Source organism: Pseudomonas sp. GW821-FHT07F01 (genome assembly GCF_059418825.1).
In genome coordinates, this window is record NZ_JBWKQO010000004.1 from 125,166 (window position 1) to 142,686 (window position 17,521).

Here is a 17,521-nt window from a genome sequence, read left to right on the forward strand (position 1 = left end):
ATGGAAAAGACCAAGCAGTCCGTGTTGTCCTCGGTGCCGCGTCATGTGGCAATCATCATGGATGGTAATAACCGCTGGGCAAAAAAACGCTTTATGCCGGGTGTCGCCGGGCATAAGGCGGGTGTTGATGCGGTACGTGCAGTGATCGAAGTGTGCGCTGAGGCCAAGGTCGAGGTGCTGACCCTGTTTGCCTTTTCCAGTGAGAACTGGCAGCGCCCGGCTGACGAAGTCAGTGCCTTGATGGATCTGTTCTTCAAGGCCCTGCGTCGTGAAGCCAAGCGCCTCAACGAGAACAACATCAGCCTGCGGATCATTGGCGATCGTTCACGCTTCCATCCCGAGTTGCAGGCGGCGATGCGCGAAGCGGAAGCCATTACCGCGGGCAGTGATCGTTTCATCCTGCAGATCGCCGCCAACTATGGCGGCCAGTGGGATATCGCTCAGGCCGCCCAGCGCCTGGCACGCGAAGTCCAGGCCGGGCATCTGCGGCCCGAGGACATCACTCCGGGCCTGCTGCAGACCTGCCTGGCGACCGGCGACCTGCCGCTGCCGGACCTGTGCATCCGGACCGGTGGCGAGCATCGCATCAGCAATTTCCTGTTGTGGCAGCTGGCCTATGCCGAGCTGTATTTCTCCGACCTGTTCTGGCCGGACTTCAAACACGAAGCCATGCGTAACGCATTGGCCGATTACGCATCTCGCCAGCGGCGCTTCGGTAAGACGAGCGAGCAGGTCGAGGCTGGAGCCCGGGTTTAATGCTTAAACAACGAATCATTACTGCGCTGATCCTGCTGCCGATCGCCTTGTGCGGGTTCTTCCTCCTCGAAGGCTCGGGGTTCGCCCTGTTCATCGGTCTGGTGGTAAGCCTCGGTGCCTGGGAGTGGGCGCGCCTGGCGGGCTTCGAGGCGCAGCCGGCTCGGGTGGCCTTCGCCGTGGTGGTGGCGGCGCTGTTGTTCCTGATGCATCTGGTTCCGGGCGTTGCGCCCTGGGTGCTGGGTGCTGCGGTGCTGTGGTGGGCGCTGGCGACCTACCTGGTGCTGACCTATCCGCGTTCCAGCGAGCAATGGTCCGGTGCCGCACCCAAATTGTTGATCGGCCTGCTGATCCTGCTGCCGGCCTGGCAAGGGCTGGTGTTCATCAAGCAACTGCCACTGGGCAACTGGTTGATCATGGCGGTGATGGTGCTGGTGTGGGGTGCGGATATCGGTGCCTACTTCTCCGGCAAGGCCTTCGGCAAGCGCAAGCTGGCGCCCCAGGTCAGCCCGGGCAAGAGCTGGGAGGGCGTGTACGGCGGCCTGGCGTTGAGCCTGGTGATCACCGCGGTGGTGGGGCTGGTGCGTGACTGGACCCTGGGGCAGATGATCCTGGGGCTGCTGGGTGCAGCGATCGTTGTATTCATTTCGGTGGTCGGCGACCTGACCGAGAGCATGTTCAAGCGCCAGTCGGGTATCAAGGACAGTAGCAACCTGTTGCCCGGTCATGGTGGGGTGCTGGATCGCATCGACAGCCTGACCGCGGCCATTCCGGTGTTTGCCGTGCTGTTGTGGATGGCTGCGCTGTGACTGCTGTACAGCAGATCACGGTTCTGGGGGCTACCGGCTCTATCGGTCTGAGCACCCTGGATGTGATTGCCCGTCATCCGGATCGTTATCAAGTGTTTGCCCTGACGGGCTTCACGCGTCTGGCCGAGTTGCTGGCGTTGTGCGTAAAGCATGAGCCCCGTTTTGCGGTGGTGCCCGAGGCCGCGGCCGCCAGCCGCCTTCAGCAAGATTTGCGCGCCGCCGGCCTGGCTACCCAGGTGCTGGTGGGGGAGCAGGGGTTGTGCGAGGTGGCCTCGGCTCCGGAAGTCGATGCCGTGATGGCGGCGATTGTCGGTGCGGCGGGGTTGCGCCCGACTCTGGCGGCGGTTGAGGCCGGCAAGAAGATCCTGTTGGCCAACAAGGAAGCGCTGGTGATGTCTGGCGCGCTGTTCATGGAGGCAGTGGGCAAGAGTGGTTCCGTGCTGTTGCCTATCGACAGTGAACACAATGCGATCTTTCAATGCATGCCCGCGGATTTTTCCCGCGGGCTGAGTCGGGTCGGTGTGCGACGTATTCTTCTGACGGCTTCGGGCGGTCCTTTCCGTCAGACGCCTCTGGAAGAGCTTGAGCATGTTTCCCCCGAACAGGCCTGTGCCCATCCGAACTGGTCCATGGGGCGCAAGATCTCCGTGGACTCGGCAAGCATGATGAACAAGGGGCTGGAACTGATCGAGGCCTGCTGGCTATTTGATGCCAGGCCTTCCCAGGTCGAAGTGGTGGTGCACCCGCAAAGCGTGATCCACTCGCTGGTGGATTACGTCGACGGCTCGGTCCTGGCGCAGTTGGGTAATCCGGATATGCGCACCCCGATCGCCAATGCCCTGGCCTGGCCGGAGCGCATTGATTCCGGTGTAGCGCCGCTGGATCTGTTCGCCATTGCTCGCCTGGATTTCCAGGCACCCGACGAGCAGCGGTTCCCTTGCCTGCGCCTGGCACGGCAAGCTGCCGAGGCGGGTAACAGCGCTCCGGCCATGCTGAATGCGGCCAATGAGGTGGCGGTATCGGCGTTTCTCGAGCGGCGCATCCGCTACCCGGAGATCGCGAGTATCATCGATGAGGTTTTAACCCGTGAGCCTGTGGTCGCAGTCAATGAACTCGACGCAGTGTTTGCGGCAGACGCCAGGGCTCGAGTCCTGGCGCAACAATGGTTGCAGCGTAACGGGCGATAGGATTCGCGACCGGGGCGAGTGGCGGCGAATAGGATTGCGGAGAAAGTAGATGAGCGCGCTCTATATGATTGTCGGCACCCTGGTAGCCCTGGGTGTGCTGGTCACCTTCCATGAATTCGGTCACTTCTGGGTCGCCCGTCGTTGTGGCGTCAAGGTTCTGCGCTTCTCCGTGGGCTTTGGCATGCCCTTGCTGCGCTGGCATGATCGTCGCGGCACCGAGTTCGTCATCGCCGCTATCCCGCTGGGCGGCTACGTGAAGATGCTGGATGAGCGTGAAGGCGAGGTAGCTACCGAGGAGCTCGATCAGTCCTTCAACCGCAAGTCGGTTCGCCAGCGTATCGCGATTGTTGCTGCCGGTCCGATTGCCAACTTCCTCCTCGCACTGGTGTTTTTCTGGGCCCTGGCGATGCTGGGCAGCCAGCAGGTGCGACCGGTCATCGGTGATGTAGAGGCTGGCAGTATTGCTGCCAAGGCCGGGCTCAGTGCCGGCCAGGAAATCGTCGCCATCGACGGCGAGCCGACTACCGGCTGGGCGGCCGTGAACCTGCAACTGGTGCGGCGCCTGGGTGAAAGCGGTGCGCTGCAGGTGCTGGTGCGTGAGCAGGGCGCCACTGTGGATTCGCCACGCCAGCTGGAATTGGATAAATGGTTGAAAGGGGCTGATGAGCCGGATCCGATTCGCTCCCTGGGCATTCGTCCGTGGCGTCCGGCCCTGCCGCCGGTGCTGGCTGAACTTGACCCCAAGGGCCCGGCCCAGGCCGCTGGCCTGAAGACCGGCGATCGTCTGTTGGCCCTTGATGGCCAGCCCCTCAATGACTGGCAGCAAGTGGTGGATTGGGTCCGTGTGCACCCTGATACGAAAATTGTGCTGCATGTCGAGCGCGATGGTGCTCAAATCGACGTCCCCGTGACCTTGGCCAGCCGCGGCGAAAGCAAAGCGCCAAATGGCTACCTGGGGGCCGGGGTGAAAGCGGTAGATTGGCCGCCGCAGATGCTTCGCGAGGTCAGCTACGGGCCGTTGGAGGCGATTGGTGAAGGGGCCCGACGGACCTGGACCATGAGCGTCCTGACCCTCGAATCGCTGAAGAAAATGTTGTTCGGCGAGCTCTCGGTAAAAAACTTGAGTGGACCGATAACCATTGCTAAAGTGGCGGGCGCTTCTGCCCAGTCGGGCATTGCTGATTTCTTGAATTTCCTTGCTTATCTGAGTATTAGCCTGGGTGTTCTGAATTTGTTGCCCATCCCAGTGCTGGATGGGGGGCATTTGCTGTTTTATCTGATCGAGTGGGCGCGTGGTCGTCCCTTGTCGGATCGGGTGCAAGGTTGGGGGATACAGATCGGTATCAGCTTGGTGGTCGGAGTCATGTTGCTTGCTCTGGTCAACGATCTGGGTCGTCTGTAACGCTTCGCTGAATTGCGAATCTGCCGCATTTTGCGGCAGTTTGTTTATTGCCAGTTGGAATAAGAAAGGACTTCATGAAACGTCTGCTGCTAACTGCGGTTCTCACCGTATTGATGATCGCCGAAGTTCACGCCGAGTCCTTCACTATCTCCGATATCCGCGTCAACGGCCTCCAGCGCGTTTCCGCGGGTAGCGTCTTTGGTGCCTTGCCGTTGAACGTCGGCGAGCAGGCGGACGACCGTCGCCTGGTGGAATCCACTCGTGCGCTGTTCAAAACCGGTTTCTTTCAAGACATCCAGCTGGGCCGCGATGGCAACGTCCTGGTCATCACGGTAGTCGAACGGCCGTCGGTTGCCAGTATCGAGATCGAAGGCAACAAGGCGATCTCTACTGAAGACCTGATGAAAGGGCTCAAGCAGTCCGGTCTGGCGGAAGGTGAAATCTTCCAGCGCGCGACCCTCGAAGGCGTGCGCAACGAGCTGCAGCGTCAATATGTCGCTCAGGGTCGTTACTCGGCCAGCGTTGAAACCGAAGTCGTGCCGCAGCCACGTAACCGGGTTGGCCTGAAGGTCAAGATCAACGAAGGCACAGTCGCAGCCATCCAGCACATCAACGTGGTAGGCAACACCGTCTTCCCCGATGAAGACCTGATCGGCCTGTTCGAACTCAAGACCACCAACTGGCTGTCGTTCTTCAAGAACGACGACAAGTACGCCCGTGAAAAACTCTCCGGTGACCTGGAGCGCCTGCGTTCCTACTACCTGGACCGTGGCTATATCAACATGGATATCGCCTCGACCCAGGTGTCCATCACCCCGGACAAGAAGCATGTCTACATCACCGTCAACGTCAACGAAGGCGAGAAGTACAGCGTTCGTGACGTGAAGCTCAGCGGTGACCTGAAAGTCCCTGAAGACCAGGTCAAGGCGCTGCTGCTGGTGGAGAAGGGCCAGGTGTTCTCGCGCAAGCTGATGACCACCACTTCCGAACTCATCACTCGCCGCCTGGGCAACGAGGGTTATACCTTCGCCAACGTCAACGGCGTGCCTCAGCCTCACGATGAAGACCACACCGTGGACATCACCTTTGTGGTGGACCCGGGCAAGCGTGCCTACGTCAACCGCATCAACTTCCGTGGCAACACCAAGTCCGAGGACGAAGTGCTGCGCCGCGAGATGCGCCAGATGGAAGGCGGCTGGGCTTCGACCTACCTGATCGATCAATCCAAGACCCGTCTTGAGCGCCTGGGCTTCTTCAAGGAAGTCAACGTCGAGACCCCGGCCGTGCCGGGTGTGGATGACCAGGTAGACGTGAACTACGCGGTTGAAGAGCAAGCATCCGGTTCGATCACCGCCAGCGTCGGCTTTGCCCAGAGCGCGGGCCTGATCCTCGGTGGTTCGATCACCCAGAACAACTTCCTGGGTACCGGTAACAAGGTCAGCATCGGCCTGACACGCAGCGAATACCAGAGCCGCTACAACTTCGGCTACGTAGACCCCTACTGGACCGCCGATGGCGTGAGCCTGGGCTACAACGCCTTCTATCGCACCACTGACTACAAAGACCTCGACGTCGACGTGGCCAGCTATGCGGTGGACAGCCTGGGTGCCGGCGTCAGCGTGGGCTACCCGATCAGCGAGACCTCGCGTCTGACCTTCGGTCTGACCGCGCAGCAGGACAAGATCAAGACCGGCCTGTACACCGTCGACGAAATCTTCGACTTCGTGAACAAGCAGGGCGACAGCTACCTGAACTTCAAGGCCTCGGCCGGCTGGTCCGAGTCGACCCTGAACAAAGGCGTATTGGCGACCCGCGGTCACTCGCAAAGCCTGGTGCTGGAAACCACTACCCCGGGCAGCGACCTGTCGTTCTTCAAGCTCGACTACCGTGGCCAGTTGTTCACGCCGTTGAGTGAGAACTACACCATGCGCTTCCATACCGAGCTGGGTTATGGCGACGGCTTTGGCGATACCAAGGGCTTGCCGTTCTACGAGAACTACTATGCTGGTGGCTTCAACTCGGTACGTGGCTTCAAGGACAGCACTCTGGGCCCACGCAGTACTCCTAGTCGTGGTGTTGGTGTAACCGGTAACGTCGGTACGGCTGAAGACCCGGATCGGGATCCACTGCCATTCGGCGGTAACGTATTGATCCAGGGTGGTGCCGAGTTGCTGTTCCCGTTGCCTTTCGTCAAGGATCAGCGCTCGCTGCGTACTTCCTTGTTCTGGGATGTGGGTAACGTCTTCAACTCTCGCTGTGAAAGCACGTCCAACACCATTGCGGCGTCGAACGTGAAAACGCAGTGCAACGATATCAGCCTGAGCAATCTGGCCAGTTCGGTTGGTGTCGGTGTGACTTGGGTCACCGCTCTGGGGCCATTGAGCTTCGCCCTGGCGATGCCGATCAAGAAACCGGATGACGCTGAAACTCAGGTGTTCCAATTCTCTCTCGGTCAGACTTTCTAATAGCCTGATCCAAGATAACGACAATGGATTTTGTAGGAGTGCATCGTGCGTAAGTTGACTCAATTGGTTCTCCTGGCCACCGTTCTGGTCGCGAGCCCGGCATTTGCCGAAATGAAAATCGCCGTCCTGAACTATCAGATGGCCCTGCTGGAATCTGACGCAGCCAAGAAGTACGCCGTGGATGCCGAGAAAAAGTTCGGCCCTCAGTTGACCAAGCTGAAGACTCTGGAAAGCAGCGCCAAAGGCATCCAGGACCGTCTGGTGGCCGGTGGCGACAAGATGCAGCAGGGCGAGCGTGAACGCCTGGAGCTTGAGTTCAAGCAAAAGGCCCGTGACTTCCAGTTCCAGTCCAAGGAGCTGAACGAAGCCAAAGCCGTTGCCGACCGCGAAATGCTCAAGCAGCTGAAGCCGAAGCTGGACAGCGCTGTGGAAGAAGTCATCAAGAAAGGCGGTTTCGACCTGGTCTTCGAGCGTGGCGCAGTGATTGATGTCAAACCTCAGTACGACATCACTCGCCAGGTTATCGAGCGTATGAATCAGCTGAAGTAAGCCATGACCGCGACCATAAAGCTCGGCCAGTTGGCCGAGTTCCTCGGCGCCACCTTGAGTGGCGACGGGGAGAAGGAAATCACTGGGCTAGCCACCTTGCAGGAGGCTGGCCCAGCTCAGTTGAGCTTTTTGGCAAATCCCCAGTACCGCAAGTACCTGGTGGATTGTCATGCCGGCGCGGTGCTGTTGAAGGCCGCGGATGCCGAAGCCTATGCCGGTGATGCACTGGTAGTGGCCGATCCCTACCTGGCCTATGCGCGCATTTCCCATTTGTTCGATCCCAAGCCAAAGGCACAGGCAGGTGTTCATCCTTCTGCGGTGATTGCCGCTGATGCGCAGGTAGATCCTGCGGCCAGCATTGGCCCCTTTGCCGTGATCGAGAGCGGTGCGCGGATTGCTGCAGGTGTGACCATCGGCGCTCACTGCTTTATCGGCGCCCGCTGCGAAATCGGCGAAGGTGGCTGGTTGGCACCACGGGTGACCCTGTATCACGACGTGCGTATCGGCAAGCGTGTGGTCATTCAGTCAGGTGCTGTGCTGGGGGGGGAAGGCTTTGGTTTTGCCAATGAAAAAGGCGTCTGGCAGAAAATCGCCCAGATTGGCGGCGTGACCATCGGTGACGATGTGGAAATCGGCGTCAACACGGCGATCGACCGCGGTGCCCTGGCCGATACCGTCATTGGCAATGGCGTGAAGCTGGACAACCAGATCCAGATCGCCCACAACGTCCAGGTCGGTGATCACACCGCCATGGCTGCTTGTGTGGGGATCTCCGGCAGTACCAAGATCGGCAAGCACTGTATGCTCGCCGGTGGCGTGGGCCTGGTTGGGCATATCGATATTTGCGACAACGTATTCCTCACCGGGATGACCATGGTGACCCACTCGATTACCGAGCCGGGCGCCTACTCTTCCGGTACGGCCATGCAGCCTGCTGCCGAGTGGCGCAAAAGCGCGGCACGCATCCGCCAGCTGGATGACCTTGCACGGCGCTTGCGTCAGTTGGAAAAGCGCGTTGGGGACGTGACCCCCGGCGGCAATGCTTCATCTGATGGCTGATACCATTTCCATATCAAGTGTGCACAGCCGCTAGACTGCCTCCTTGATTTGCTAGAGGAGCGTGCGTTAGTCGCGCGCTCCCACTCTTTACTACAGGCTTCCCCCCGAAATGATGGACATCAACGAGATTCGCGAATACTTGCCTCACCGTTACCCTTTCCTGTTGGTGGATCGGGTAGTGGACCTGGATGTTGAAGGCAAGTGCATTCGTGCCTACAAGAATGTCAGCATCAATGAACCGTTCTTCAATGGTCACTTCCCTGCGCACCCGATCATGCCGGGCGTGCTGATCATCGAGGCCATGGCTCAGGCTGCGGGCATTCTCGGTTTCAAGATGCTCGACGTGAAGCCCGCCGACGGCACCCTCTATTACTTCGTCGGTTCCGACAAGCTGCGCTTCCGCCAGCCGGTGCTGCCGGGCGACCAGTTGATCCTTGAAGCCAAGTTCATCAGCTGCAAGCGCCAGATCTGGAAGTTCGAATGCCAGGCTTCGGTCGACGGCAAGCCGGTGTGCTCTGCCGAGATCATCTGTGCGGAACGCAAACTATGAGTTTGATTGACCCTCGCGCAATCATCGATCCGACGGCCGTCCTGGCCGACGACGTTGAGGTTGGCCCGTGGTCGATCGTCGGCGCTGGTGTGGAAATCGGCGAGGGTACAGTGATCGGGCCCCATGTGATTCTCAAGGGCCCTACCCGGATCGGTAAGCACAACCGCATCTACCAGTTTTCGTCGGTAGGTGAGGACACGCCTGATCTGAAATACAAGGGCGAGGAAACCCGCCTGGTGATCGGTGACCACAACGTGATCCGCGAAGGCGTGACCATTCACCGTGGCACCGTCCAGGATCGTTCCGAAACCACTCTGGGTGATCACAACCTGGTCATGGCCTATGCCCACATCGGCCATGACAGTGTTATCGGCAACCACTGCATCCTGGTCAACAACACCGCCTTGGCCGGCCATGTGCATGTGGATGACTGGGCGATTCTCTCCGGTTTCACCCTGGTGCATCAGTATTGCCATATCGGCGCCCACAGCTTTTCCGGCATGGGCACCGCCATCGGCAAGGACGTGCCGGCATTCGTCACCGTATTCGGCAACCCCGCCGAAGCCCGCAGCATGAACTTCGAAGGCATGCGCCGTCGCGGCTTCAGCGAAGATGCGATCCACGCGCTGCGTCGTGCCTACAAGACGGTCTATCGCCAGGGGCTGACGGTTGATCAGGCCTTGGCCGAGCTGGCCGAGCCGGCTGCACAGTTTCCTGAAGTCGCGGTCTTTCGTGACTCGATCCAGTCCTCGACTCGCGGCATCACCCGTTAATCATGAGCACTCTGCGTATTGCGCTGGTGGCTGGCGAAGCCTCCGGCGACATTCTCGGCGCCGGTTTGATGCGAGCTCTCAAGGTTCAGCACCCGGCCGTCGAATTCATAGGGGTCGGTGGTCCGCTGATGGAGGCCGAAGGCCTTGTTTCCTACTTCCCCATGGAGCGCCTGGCGGTCATGGGGCTGGTAGAGGTGCTTGGGCGCCTGCGTGAGCTTCTGGCTCGACGCAAGAAGCTGATCCAGACCCTGATTGCTGAAAAGCCGGATGTGTTTATCGGTATCGATGCCCCGGATTTCACCCTGAATATCGAACTCAAGCTGCGTCAGGCCGGGATCAAGACCGTGCACTACGTCAGTCCTTCGGTCTGGGCCTGGCGGCAGAAGCGGGTGCTGAAGATCCGCGAAGGCTGCGACCTGATGCTGACCCTGTTCCCCTTCGAAGCCCGCTTCTATGAAGAGAAGGGGGTACCGGTGAAGTTCGTCGGTCACTCTCTGGCCGATGCCATTCCGCTGGAGGCCGACCGAGCCGCTGCACGCGCGGAGCTGGGGTTGCCAGAAGGGCCGTTGGTGGCCTTGATGCCCGGTAGTCGCGGTGGCGAAGTAGGGCGCCTGGGCGCCTTGTTCCTCGATGCCGCTCAGCGCCTGCGGGCCATGCGCCCCGGCGTGCGTTTCATCATGCCTTGCGCCAGCCCGGAGCGGCGGGTCCAGCTGGAGCAGTTGCTGGCCAATCGTGATCTGCCACTGACGTTGCTCGATGGCCAGTCCCACAAGGCGCTGGCTGCTTGCGATGCGGTGTTGATCGCCTCCGGTACCGCGACCCTGGAAGCCTTGCTCTACAAGCGCCCGATGGTCGTGGCTTATCGCCTGGCGCCGCTGACCTTCTGGATTCTCAAGCGCATGGTCAAGAGCCCGTACATTTCCCTGCCGAACCTGCTGGCCCAGCGCCTCCTGGTGCCTGAGCTGCTGCAGGACGATGCCACGGCCGATGCTCTGGCCCAGACTTTGTCGCCGCTGATCGAAGGTGGTGAGGAGCAGACTCGCGGCTTTGACGAGATCCACCGAACCTTGCGTCGCGACGCATCCAACCAGGCCGCGCAAGCCGTGCTTGGTCTGATCGGTAAATGACTGTGAGTAATCCGAAAATGCAAATGGGCCTGGATTTCACCCTGGTGGCGGACGCCGAGGACCTGGTGGCCGGGGTCGATGAGGTCGGCCGTGGCCCTTTGTGTGGTGCAGTGGTCACCGCGGCAGTGATTCTCGACCCGACGCGGCCGATTCTCGGCCTCAACGACTCGAAGAAGCTCACCGAAGCCCGGCGCGAGAAGCTGTTCGACGAAATCTGCGAGAAAGCCCTGAGCTGGTGCATCGCCCGGGCTGAGGTCGAGGAAATCGACGAGCTGAATATCCTCCATGCCACCATGTTGGCCATGCAGCGCGCGGTGGAGGGGCTGAGTGTGACCCCGAAGCTGGCGATGATCGATGGCAACCGTTGCCCGAAGCTGGCGATGCCGGCTGAAGCGGTGGTCAAGGGCGATAGCAAGGTTCCGGCGATTGCCGCGGCATCGATCCTGGCCAAGGTCAGCCGTGACCGAGAAATGGCCGCTTTCGAGCTGATCTATCCGGGATATGGCATCGGTGGCCACAAGGGCTACCCGACCCCGGTGCATCTGGAGGCCCTGGCCCGCCTGGGGCCGACACCGATTCACCGGCGCTCTTTCGCTCCGGTGCGGCAAGCCTACGAAGCCCGCGAGGCGCTGGGCGAGATTCAGTCCTGAGGCTGATGTTTTAGTCGAGGCCCGGTACAATCCGGGCCTTGTTGTTTTCGCGCTTAATACAGGATCACTATGCCGGCTTCATTCGTTCACCTGCGCCTGCACACTGAATATTCCCTGGTCGACGGTCTGGTGCGGATCAAGCCGCTGGTCAAGGCGCTGGCCGGCATGGGCATGCCGGCGGTGGCGGTCACCGACCAGAACAACATGTGTTCCCTGGTCAAGTTCTATAAAACCAGCATGGGGGCGGGGATCAAGCCGATCTGCGGCGCCGACCTGTGGCTGTCGAACAAGGACCCGGATAACCCCCTGAGCCGCATCAGCCTGCTGGTGATGAACGCCGTGGGTTATCGCAACCTGACCGAGCTGATTTCCCGCGGCTTCATCGATGGCCAGCGCAACGGCCAGATCATCATCGAGCGTGAGTGGGTGGCGGAGGCCGCGGAAGGCCTGATCATGCTCTCGGCGGCCAAGGAGGGCGAGATCGGCATGGCCCTGATTGCCGGCGATCTCGAGGTTGCCGAGACCCTGGCCCGGGAGTGGATGGCCGTATTCCCCGAGCGCTTCTACCTGGAAGTGCAGCGTACCAACCGCCCCAACGACGAAGAGCAATTGCACGCTGCGGTGGCCCTGGCCGACAAGATCGGCGCGCCGCTGGTGGCTACCAACGACGTGCGTTTCATCAAGCAGGAAGACTTCGAAGCCCACGAAACCCGGGTTTGCATCGGTGAAGGCCGGGCCCTGGACGATCCGCGTCGCTCAAAGAACTACAGCGACCAGCAGTACCTGAAAAGCGCCGAAGAAATGGCCGAGCTGTTCAGTGACCTGCCCGAGGCGCTGGAAAACACTGTCGAGATCGCCAAACGCTGCAACATCGAGGTCAAGCTGGGCAAGCACTTCTTGCCTGACTACCCGATTCCCGATGGCATGACCATCGATGAGTATTTTCGCAAGGTTTCCTTCGACGGCCTGGAAGAGCGCCTCAGCGTGCTGCTGCCCAAGGACACCACCGAGGACTACGAGGCCAAGCGTCAGGTCTACGTCGACCGGCTGAATTTCGAACTGGATATCATCATCCAGATGGGCTTCCCCGGTTACTTCCTGATCGTTATGGACTTTATCCAGTGGGCCAAGAGCAACGGCGTACCGGTAGGTCCGGGCCGGGGGTCGGGTGCCGGTTCCCTGGTGGCCTATGTGCAGAAGATCACTGACCTCGATCCGCTGGAATACGACCTGCTGTTCGAACGTTTCCTTAATCCGGAACGGGTCTCCATGCCCGACTTCGACGTCGACTTCTGCATGGACGGTCGCGACCGGGTGATCGACTACGTGGCCGAGAAATACGGCCGCAACGCGGTGAGCCAGATCATCACCTTCGGTTCCATGGCGGCCAAGGCGGTGGTCCGTGACGTGGCGCGGGTGCAGGGCAAGTCCTACGGCCTGGCCGACCGTCTGTCGAAGATGATCCCCTTCGAAGTCGGCATGACCCTGGAAAAAGCCTACGAGCAAGAGGAGATCCTGCGGGACTTCATCAAGGTCGATGAAGAGGCGGCGGAAATCTGGGAGATGGCGCGCAAGCTCGAGGGCGTGGTGCGTAACGTCGGTAAACACGCCGGGGGCGTGGTGATCGCGCCCACCAAGCTTACCGACTTCTCGCCGATCTACTGCGACGAAGAAGGCGGCGGCCTGGTGACCCAGTTCGACAAGGATGACGTCGAGGCTGCTGGCCTGGTGAAGTTCGACTTCCTCGGTCTGCGGACCCTGACCATCATCGACTGGGCGCTGAAAACCATTAACCGCGACCGCGCCAAGGTCGGCGAGGAACCGCTGGATATCGCCTTTATCCCGCTGGACGACAAGCCGACCTACAGCCTGTTGCAGAAAGCAGAAACCACCGCGGTATTCCAGCTTGAATCCCGGGGCATGAAGGAGCTGATCAAGAAGCTCAAGCCCGACTGCCTGGAAGACCTGATCGCACTGGTGGCCCTGTTCCGTCCGGGGCCGCTGCAATCGGGCATGGTGGATGACTTCATCAACCGCAAGCACGGCCGCGCCGAGCTGGCCTACCCGCACCCGGACTATCAGTACGACGGCCTGCAGCCGGTACTGGCGCCGACCTACGGCATCATCCTGTACCAGGAACAGGTGATGCAGATCGCCCAGGTCATGGCCGGCTACACCCTGGGCGGTGCGGACATGCTGCGCCGGGCCATGGGTAAGAAAAAGCCCGAGGAGATGGCCAAGCAGCGTGGCGGCTTCATTGAGGGTTGCGCCAGCAACAACATCGATGCGGACCTGGCGGGCAACATCTTCGACCTGGTGGAAAAGTTCGCCGGCTACGGCTTCAACAAATCCCACTCCGCCGCCTACGGCCTGGTGTCGTACCAGACCGCCTGGCTCAAGGCGCACTACCCGGCGCCGTTCATGGCGGCGGTACTCTCCGCGGATATGCACAACACCGACAAGGTCGTGACCTTGATCGAGGAAGTGCGGATCATGAAGTTGCGCCTCGACGCGCCGGACGTGAACACCTCCGAGTTCAAGTTCACGGTGAACGACGAAGGTCGCATCGTCTACGGCCTGGGGGCGATCAAGGGCGTCGGCGAGGGGCCGGTGGAAGCCATCACCGAAGCCCGCGAGGAAGGCCCTTTCAAGGATCTGTTCGATTTCTGCGCCAGGGTCGACCTCAAGCGCATCAACAAGCGGACCCTGGACGGCTTGATTCGAAGCGGCGCCCTGGACCGCCTGGGGCCGCACTTCTTCGATGAGCCCAAGGCCTACCAGGCCAATATCGACCAGAACCGCGCCGTGCTGCTGGCGGCCATGGAAGAAGCGATCAAGGCTGCGGAGCAGACCGCCCGTACCCACGACAGTGGCCACGCCGACCTGTTCGGCGGGGTCTTCGTCGATGAGGATGCGGATGTCTACGCCAACCATCGCAAGGCCAAGGAACTGACCCTCAAGGAACGCCTGAAAGGCGAGAAAGACACCCTGGGGCTGTACCTGACCGGGCACCCGATCGACGAATACGAAGGCGAGATCCGTCGTTTCGCCCGCCAGCGCATCATCGACCTGAAGCCGGCCCGGGATACCCAGACCGTGGCCGGCATGATCATCGCCCTGCGGGTGATGAAGAACAAAAAGGGCGACAAGATGGGCTTCATCACCCTCGACGACCGCTCGGGGCGGATCGAAGCTTCGCTGTTTGCCGATGCGTTCCATTCGGCGCAGTCGCTGCTGCAGACCGACGCCATGGTGGTGGTGGAGGGCGAGGTCAGCAACGACGACTTCTCCGGCGGCCTGCGCCTGCGGGTCAAGCGGGTGATGAGCATGGAGGATGCGCGGACCAACCTGGCGGAAAGCCTGCGCCTGAAGATCCACAGCGATGCCCTGAAGGGCGATCAGCTACGCTGGCTGGGTGATCTGTTCAAGCGCCACCGCGGCGCATGCCCGATCACCATGGAGTACACCCGGGATGACGCCAAGGCCCTGCTGCAGTTTGGCGAGAACTGGCGGATCGATCCGGCGGACAGCTTGATTCAAGCCCTGCGTGACCAGTTCGGGCGAGACAACGTCTTCCTCCAATACCGTTGACGGTGAGGTGCCATCATTGCGCCTCATCGTCACTTGAATTTTTAATCTCGACCTCAACGCGTCCGTCCCTTAAGGTAGGGCGCGAATAGACAACCGGCCGGCCCAAGCTCCCTTGGACGTCGAGCCCAGACGGACGCCTATGAACCCGAATTTTCTTGATTTCGAACAGCCGATCGCCGACCTGCAAGCCAAGATCGAAGAGTTGCGCTTGGTCGGTAATGACAATTCGCTGAATATCGGCGATGAGATTTCCCGCCTGCAGGACAAGAGCAACACCCTGACCGAGGACATCTTCGGCAAGCTCACCAGCTGGCAGATCGCACGTCTGGCGCGGCACCCGCGTCGCCCGTACACCCTGGACTACATCCAGCACATCTTCACCGAGTTCGACGAGCTGCATGGCGATCGCCACTTCTCTGACGACGCCGCCATCGTAGGCGGCGTTGCTCGCCTGGACGAGCAGCCGGTAATGATCATCGGGCACCAGAAAGGCCGTGAAGTACGCGAGAAGGTCCGCCGCAACTTCGGCATGCCGCGTCCGGAAGGCTACCGCAAGGCCTGCCGCCTGATGGAGATGGCCGAGCGCTTCAAGATGCCGATCCTGACCTTCATCGACACACCCGGCGCCTATCCGGGCATCGATGCTGAAGAGCGCAACCAGAGCGAGGCCATTGCCTGGAACCTGCGGGTCATGGCGCGCCTGAAGACCCCGATCATCGCCACCGTGATTGGTGAAGGTGGTTCTGGCGGTGCCTTGGCCATCGGTGTCTGTGACCAGTTGAACATGCTGCAGTACTCCACCTACGCGGTGATCTCGCCGGAAGGCTGCGCCTCGATCCTGTGGAAAACCTCGGAAAAGGCTGCCGATGCCGCCGAAGCCATGGGCATTACCGCCGAGCGCCTCAAAGGCCTGGGTATTGTCGACAAGGTCATCGGCGAGCCATTGGGCGGTGCCCATCGGGATCCGGCTGCCGCGGCGGCCTCGATCCGTGCCGAGCTCAGCACGCAGCTGGCCATGCTCAAGGAAATGGACAACGACACCTTGCTGGCCCGTCGCTATGACCGCCTGATGAGCTACGGTCTCTGATCGAGCACTGCCTCCCCTTGTAGGGGCACGCTCGTTCGCGACCCAGGCGCCGCCATCGATTCGATGGCGGCGTTGTTGCTTATGCGGGCAAGCAGTACGCCACCCGGCCGCTCCTACAGGTCTTGAACACGTCATGAACGCTCTCTCCGCCAAACTACTGCACAGCCTCGCGCCCTGGCGCGACTCCAGGAGTTGGCGCGTGGCTTTCTCCGGTGGCCTGGATTCCACCGTCCTGTTGCATCTGCTCGCCGATCTGGCGCAGCACCATCGCCTTCCTCCACTTTCGGCTGTGCATATCCATCATGGGCTTCAGGCTGCGGCCGACGCCTGGCCGGAGCATTGTCAGGCCTTCTGTGATGCGCTGGGGGTGCCGCTGCAGGTGCTTCGCGTCCAGGTGCCAGCCGGTGCCAGCCTGGAGCGCGCCGCCCGCGAGGCACGCTATGGCGCTTTCGCGCGGCTTACGGCGAGCACTGAAGTGCTGCTGACGGCGCAGCATCGTGACGACCAGGCGGAAACGCTGCTGTTCCGCCTGCTGCGCGGTGCCGGAGTCAGGGGCTTGTCGGCAATGCCGTCAGCGCGGCCGTTGGGCGACGGGCACCTGCTGCGACCCTTGCTTGATGTGTCACGTGCCGAACTGCAGTGCTACGCCGCGGAGCATCAGTTGAGCTGGGTCGAAGACCCATCCAACGCCGATCATCAGTATTCGCGCAATTACCTGCGCCACCAGGTCATGCCGGCGATTACCGCGCGCTGGCCCCAGGCGGCACTCAGCATGAGCCGCAGTGCCGCGCACTTGAATGAAGCCCAGGGCCTGCTCGCTGAGCTGGCGCTCATGGACCTGGATGCAGCCCGCGGTGCTAGCGTCTGGCCCTGGCTGGATCTGCCCTCACTGGCCCTGGCACCTTTGCAGTCTTTGTCGGGCGCGCGCCAACGCAATGCCTTGAGCCATTGGTTGAGCCGGTTTGGCCGTCTGCCGGATACCGATCACTGGCGCGGCTGGGACAGCCTGCGAGACGCGGGTGCCGAAGGGCGACCGGTGTGGCGTTTGGCCGATGGCGAGTTGCATCGTGCGGCAGGGCGAGTCTGGTGGCTGTCCGGCAGCTGGCTGCAACCGGTCGACGGACGGTTGCAGTGGCTCGATCCGCAAAAGCCCTTGCATCTGCCAGGCAACGGTCAGGTGTCGTTCCCTGGGCCAGTGCCGACCGGGTCGCTGCATATCCGCTATCGCCAGGGGGGCGAGATCATGCACCTGGCCGGCCGCGGCCATCGGGACTTGAAGCGTTTGCTCAATGAAAGCGGGCTGCCGGGTTTCGTCCGTGGCAGATTGCCGCTGCTGTATCAGGACGACCGCTTGCTCGCGGTGGCGAACCTGCCGGCACTTGCGACAAACCCCCAGGGTGGCTGGCCATTGCAATGGCTGCCACCAACCAGCGATCAAGGTTTGAGCTGAAAGGGGCTTTCCGGTAGACTACGCTCCCTTCTTGATACAACTTCTGTGGATTCGCCTGAATTGCAGGAG

At 61.1% G+C, this 17,521-nt stretch carries 14 protein-coding genes; all 14 read left to right on the forward strand.

From position 1 onward, the window contains the following. The 14 genes from uppS to tilS all read left to right on the forward strand — a co-directional run bounded on the left by uppS (window position 1) and on the right by tilS (window position 17,452). Window positions 1-756, forward strand: a complete 756-nt coding sequence (gene uppS / locus AC07R1_RS14830) for a polyprenyl diphosphate synthase (protein ID WP_011059528.1) — start codon at window positions 1-3, stop codon at window positions 754-756. Then, on the forward strand, window positions 756-1,562 hold the full coding sequence (locus AC07R1_RS14835) for a phosphatidate cytidylyltransferase (RefSeq protein ID WP_011059529.1): 807 nt from the start codon (window positions 756-758) through the stop codon (window positions 1,560-1,562). The genes uppS and AC07R1_RS14835 overlap by 1 nt, the downstream gene beginning before the upstream one ends. Continuing rightward, window positions 1,559-2,749 carry a 1-deoxy-D-xylulose-5-phosphate reductoisomerase gene (gene ispC, locus AC07R1_RS14840; RefSeq protein WP_125062630.1) on the forward strand — a complete coding sequence of 397 codons (1,191 nt, stop codon included), beginning with the start codon at window positions 1,559-1,561 and terminating at the stop codon, window positions 2,747-2,749. The genes AC07R1_RS14835 and ispC overlap by 4 nt, the downstream gene beginning before the upstream one ends. A gap of 49 nt (window positions 2,750-2,798) precedes the next feature. Next, entirely contained in the window at window positions 2,799-4,151 is a 1,353-nt protein-coding gene (gene rseP, locus AC07R1_RS14845) for a sigma E protease regulator RseP (protein WP_495110649.1), read from the forward strand. 74 nt (window positions 4,152-4,225) lie between these two features. Next, a complete protein-coding gene (gene bamA, locus AC07R1_RS14850; RefSeq protein ID WP_495110650.1) occupies window positions 4,226-6,616 on the forward strand; it encodes an outer membrane protein assembly factor BamA in 2,391 nt (796 codons plus the stop codon). Window positions 6,617-6,661: 45 nt separating this feature from the next. Then, on the forward strand, window positions 6,662-7,165 hold the full coding sequence (locus AC07R1_RS14855) for an OmpH/Skp family outer membrane protein (protein ID WP_011059533.1): 504 nt from the start codon (window positions 6,662-6,664) through the stop codon (window positions 7,163-7,165). 3 nt (window positions 7,166-7,168) lie between these two features. Then, window positions 7,169-8,224: a UDP-3-O-(3-hydroxymyristoyl)glucosamine N-acyltransferase gene (gene lpxD / locus AC07R1_RS14860; RefSeq protein WP_495110651.1), complete on the forward strand. Its 1,056-nt coding sequence runs from the start codon at window positions 7,169-7,171 to the stop codon at window positions 8,222-8,224. Window positions 8,225-8,333: 109 nt separating this feature from the next. Further along, a complete protein-coding gene (gene fabZ, locus AC07R1_RS14865; protein ID WP_007924058.1) occupies window positions 8,334-8,774 on the forward strand; it encodes a 3-hydroxyacyl-ACP dehydratase FabZ in 441 nt (146 codons plus the stop codon). Then, on the forward strand, window positions 8,771-9,547 hold the full coding sequence (lpxA, locus tag AC07R1_RS14870) for an acyl-ACP--UDP-N-acetylglucosamine O-acyltransferase (protein ID WP_011059535.1): 777 nt from the start codon (window positions 8,771-8,773) through the stop codon (window positions 9,545-9,547). Before fabZ ends, lpxA begins: the two co-directional genes overlap by 4 nt. Before the next feature lie 2 nt (window positions 9,548-9,549). Beyond that, the gene (gene lpxB, locus AC07R1_RS14875; protein WP_065364546.1) at window positions 9,550-10,674 is read left to right on the forward strand and encodes a lipid-A-disaccharide synthase; all 1,125 of its coding nucleotides are present in this window, start codon (window positions 9,550-9,552) and stop codon (window positions 10,672-10,674) included. A 17-nt stretch (window positions 10,675-10,691) separates the two neighbouring features. Beyond that, a complete protein-coding gene (gene rnhB, locus AC07R1_RS14880; RefSeq protein ID WP_015634336.1) occupies window positions 10,692-11,324 on the forward strand; it encodes a ribonuclease HII in 633 nt (210 codons plus the stop codon). Between the two features lie 69 nt (window positions 11,325-11,393). Further along, a complete protein-coding gene (dnaE, locus tag AC07R1_RS14885) occupies window positions 11,394-14,915 on the forward strand; it encodes a DNA polymerase III subunit alpha (RefSeq protein WP_053149264.1) in 3,522 nt (1,173 codons plus the stop codon). Between the two features lie 139 nt (window positions 14,916-15,054). After that, window positions 15,055-16,002, forward strand: a complete 948-nt coding sequence (locus AC07R1_RS14890) for an acetyl-CoA carboxylase carboxyltransferase subunit alpha (RefSeq protein WP_011059539.1) — start codon at window positions 15,055-15,057, stop codon at window positions 16,000-16,002. A gap of 133 nt (window positions 16,003-16,135) precedes the next feature. Then, a complete protein-coding gene (gene tilS, locus AC07R1_RS14895) occupies window positions 16,136-17,452 on the forward strand; it encodes a tRNA lysidine(34) synthetase TilS (RefSeq protein ID WP_495110652.1) in 1,317 nt (438 codons plus the stop codon). Window positions 17,453-17,521 lie beyond the last annotated feature (69 nt).

Bases quoted from the DNA above. Each gene is read 5' to 3' on its own strand.
- uppS (WP_011059528.1), top strand. From the start codon at position 1: ATGGAAAAGACCAAGCAGTCCGTGTTGTCCTCGGTGCCGCGTCATGTG.
- AC07R1_RS14835 (WP_011059529.1), top strand. From the start codon at position 756: ATGCTTAAACAACGAATCATTACTGCGCTGATCCTGCTGCCGATCGCC.
- rseP (WP_495110649.1), top strand. From the start codon at position 2,799: ATGAGCGCGCTCTATATGATTGTCGGCACCCTGGTAGCCCTGGGTGTG.
- bamA (WP_495110650.1), top strand. From the start codon at position 4,226: ATGAAACGTCTGCTGCTAACTGCGGTTCTCACCGTATTGATGATCGCC.
- lpxD (WP_495110651.1), top strand. From the start codon at position 7,169: ATGACCGCGACCATAAAGCTCGGCCAGTTGGCCGAGTTCCTCGGCGCC.
- fabZ (WP_007924058.1), top strand. From the start codon at position 8,334: ATGATGGACATCAACGAGATTCGCGAATACTTGCCTCACCGTTACCCT.
- lpxA (WP_011059535.1), top strand. From the start codon at position 8,771: ATGAGTTTGATTGACCCTCGCGCAATCATCGATCCGACGGCCGTCCTG.
- lpxB (WP_065364546.1), top strand. From the start codon at position 9,550: ATGAGCACTCTGCGTATTGCGCTGGTGGCTGGCGAAGCCTCCGGCGAC.
- rnhB (WP_015634336.1), top strand. From the start codon at position 10,692: ATGCAAATGGGCCTGGATTTCACCCTGGTGGCGGACGCCGAGGACCTG.
- dnaE (WP_053149264.1), top strand. From the start codon at position 11,394: ATGCCGGCTTCATTCGTTCACCTGCGCCTGCACACTGAATATTCCCTG.
- AC07R1_RS14890 (WP_011059539.1), top strand. From the start codon at position 15,055: ATGAACCCGAATTTTCTTGATTTCGAACAGCCGATCGCCGACCTGCAA.
- tilS (WP_495110652.1), top strand. From the start codon at position 16,136: ATGAACGCTCTCTCCGCCAAACTACTGCACAGCCTCGCGCCCTGGCGC.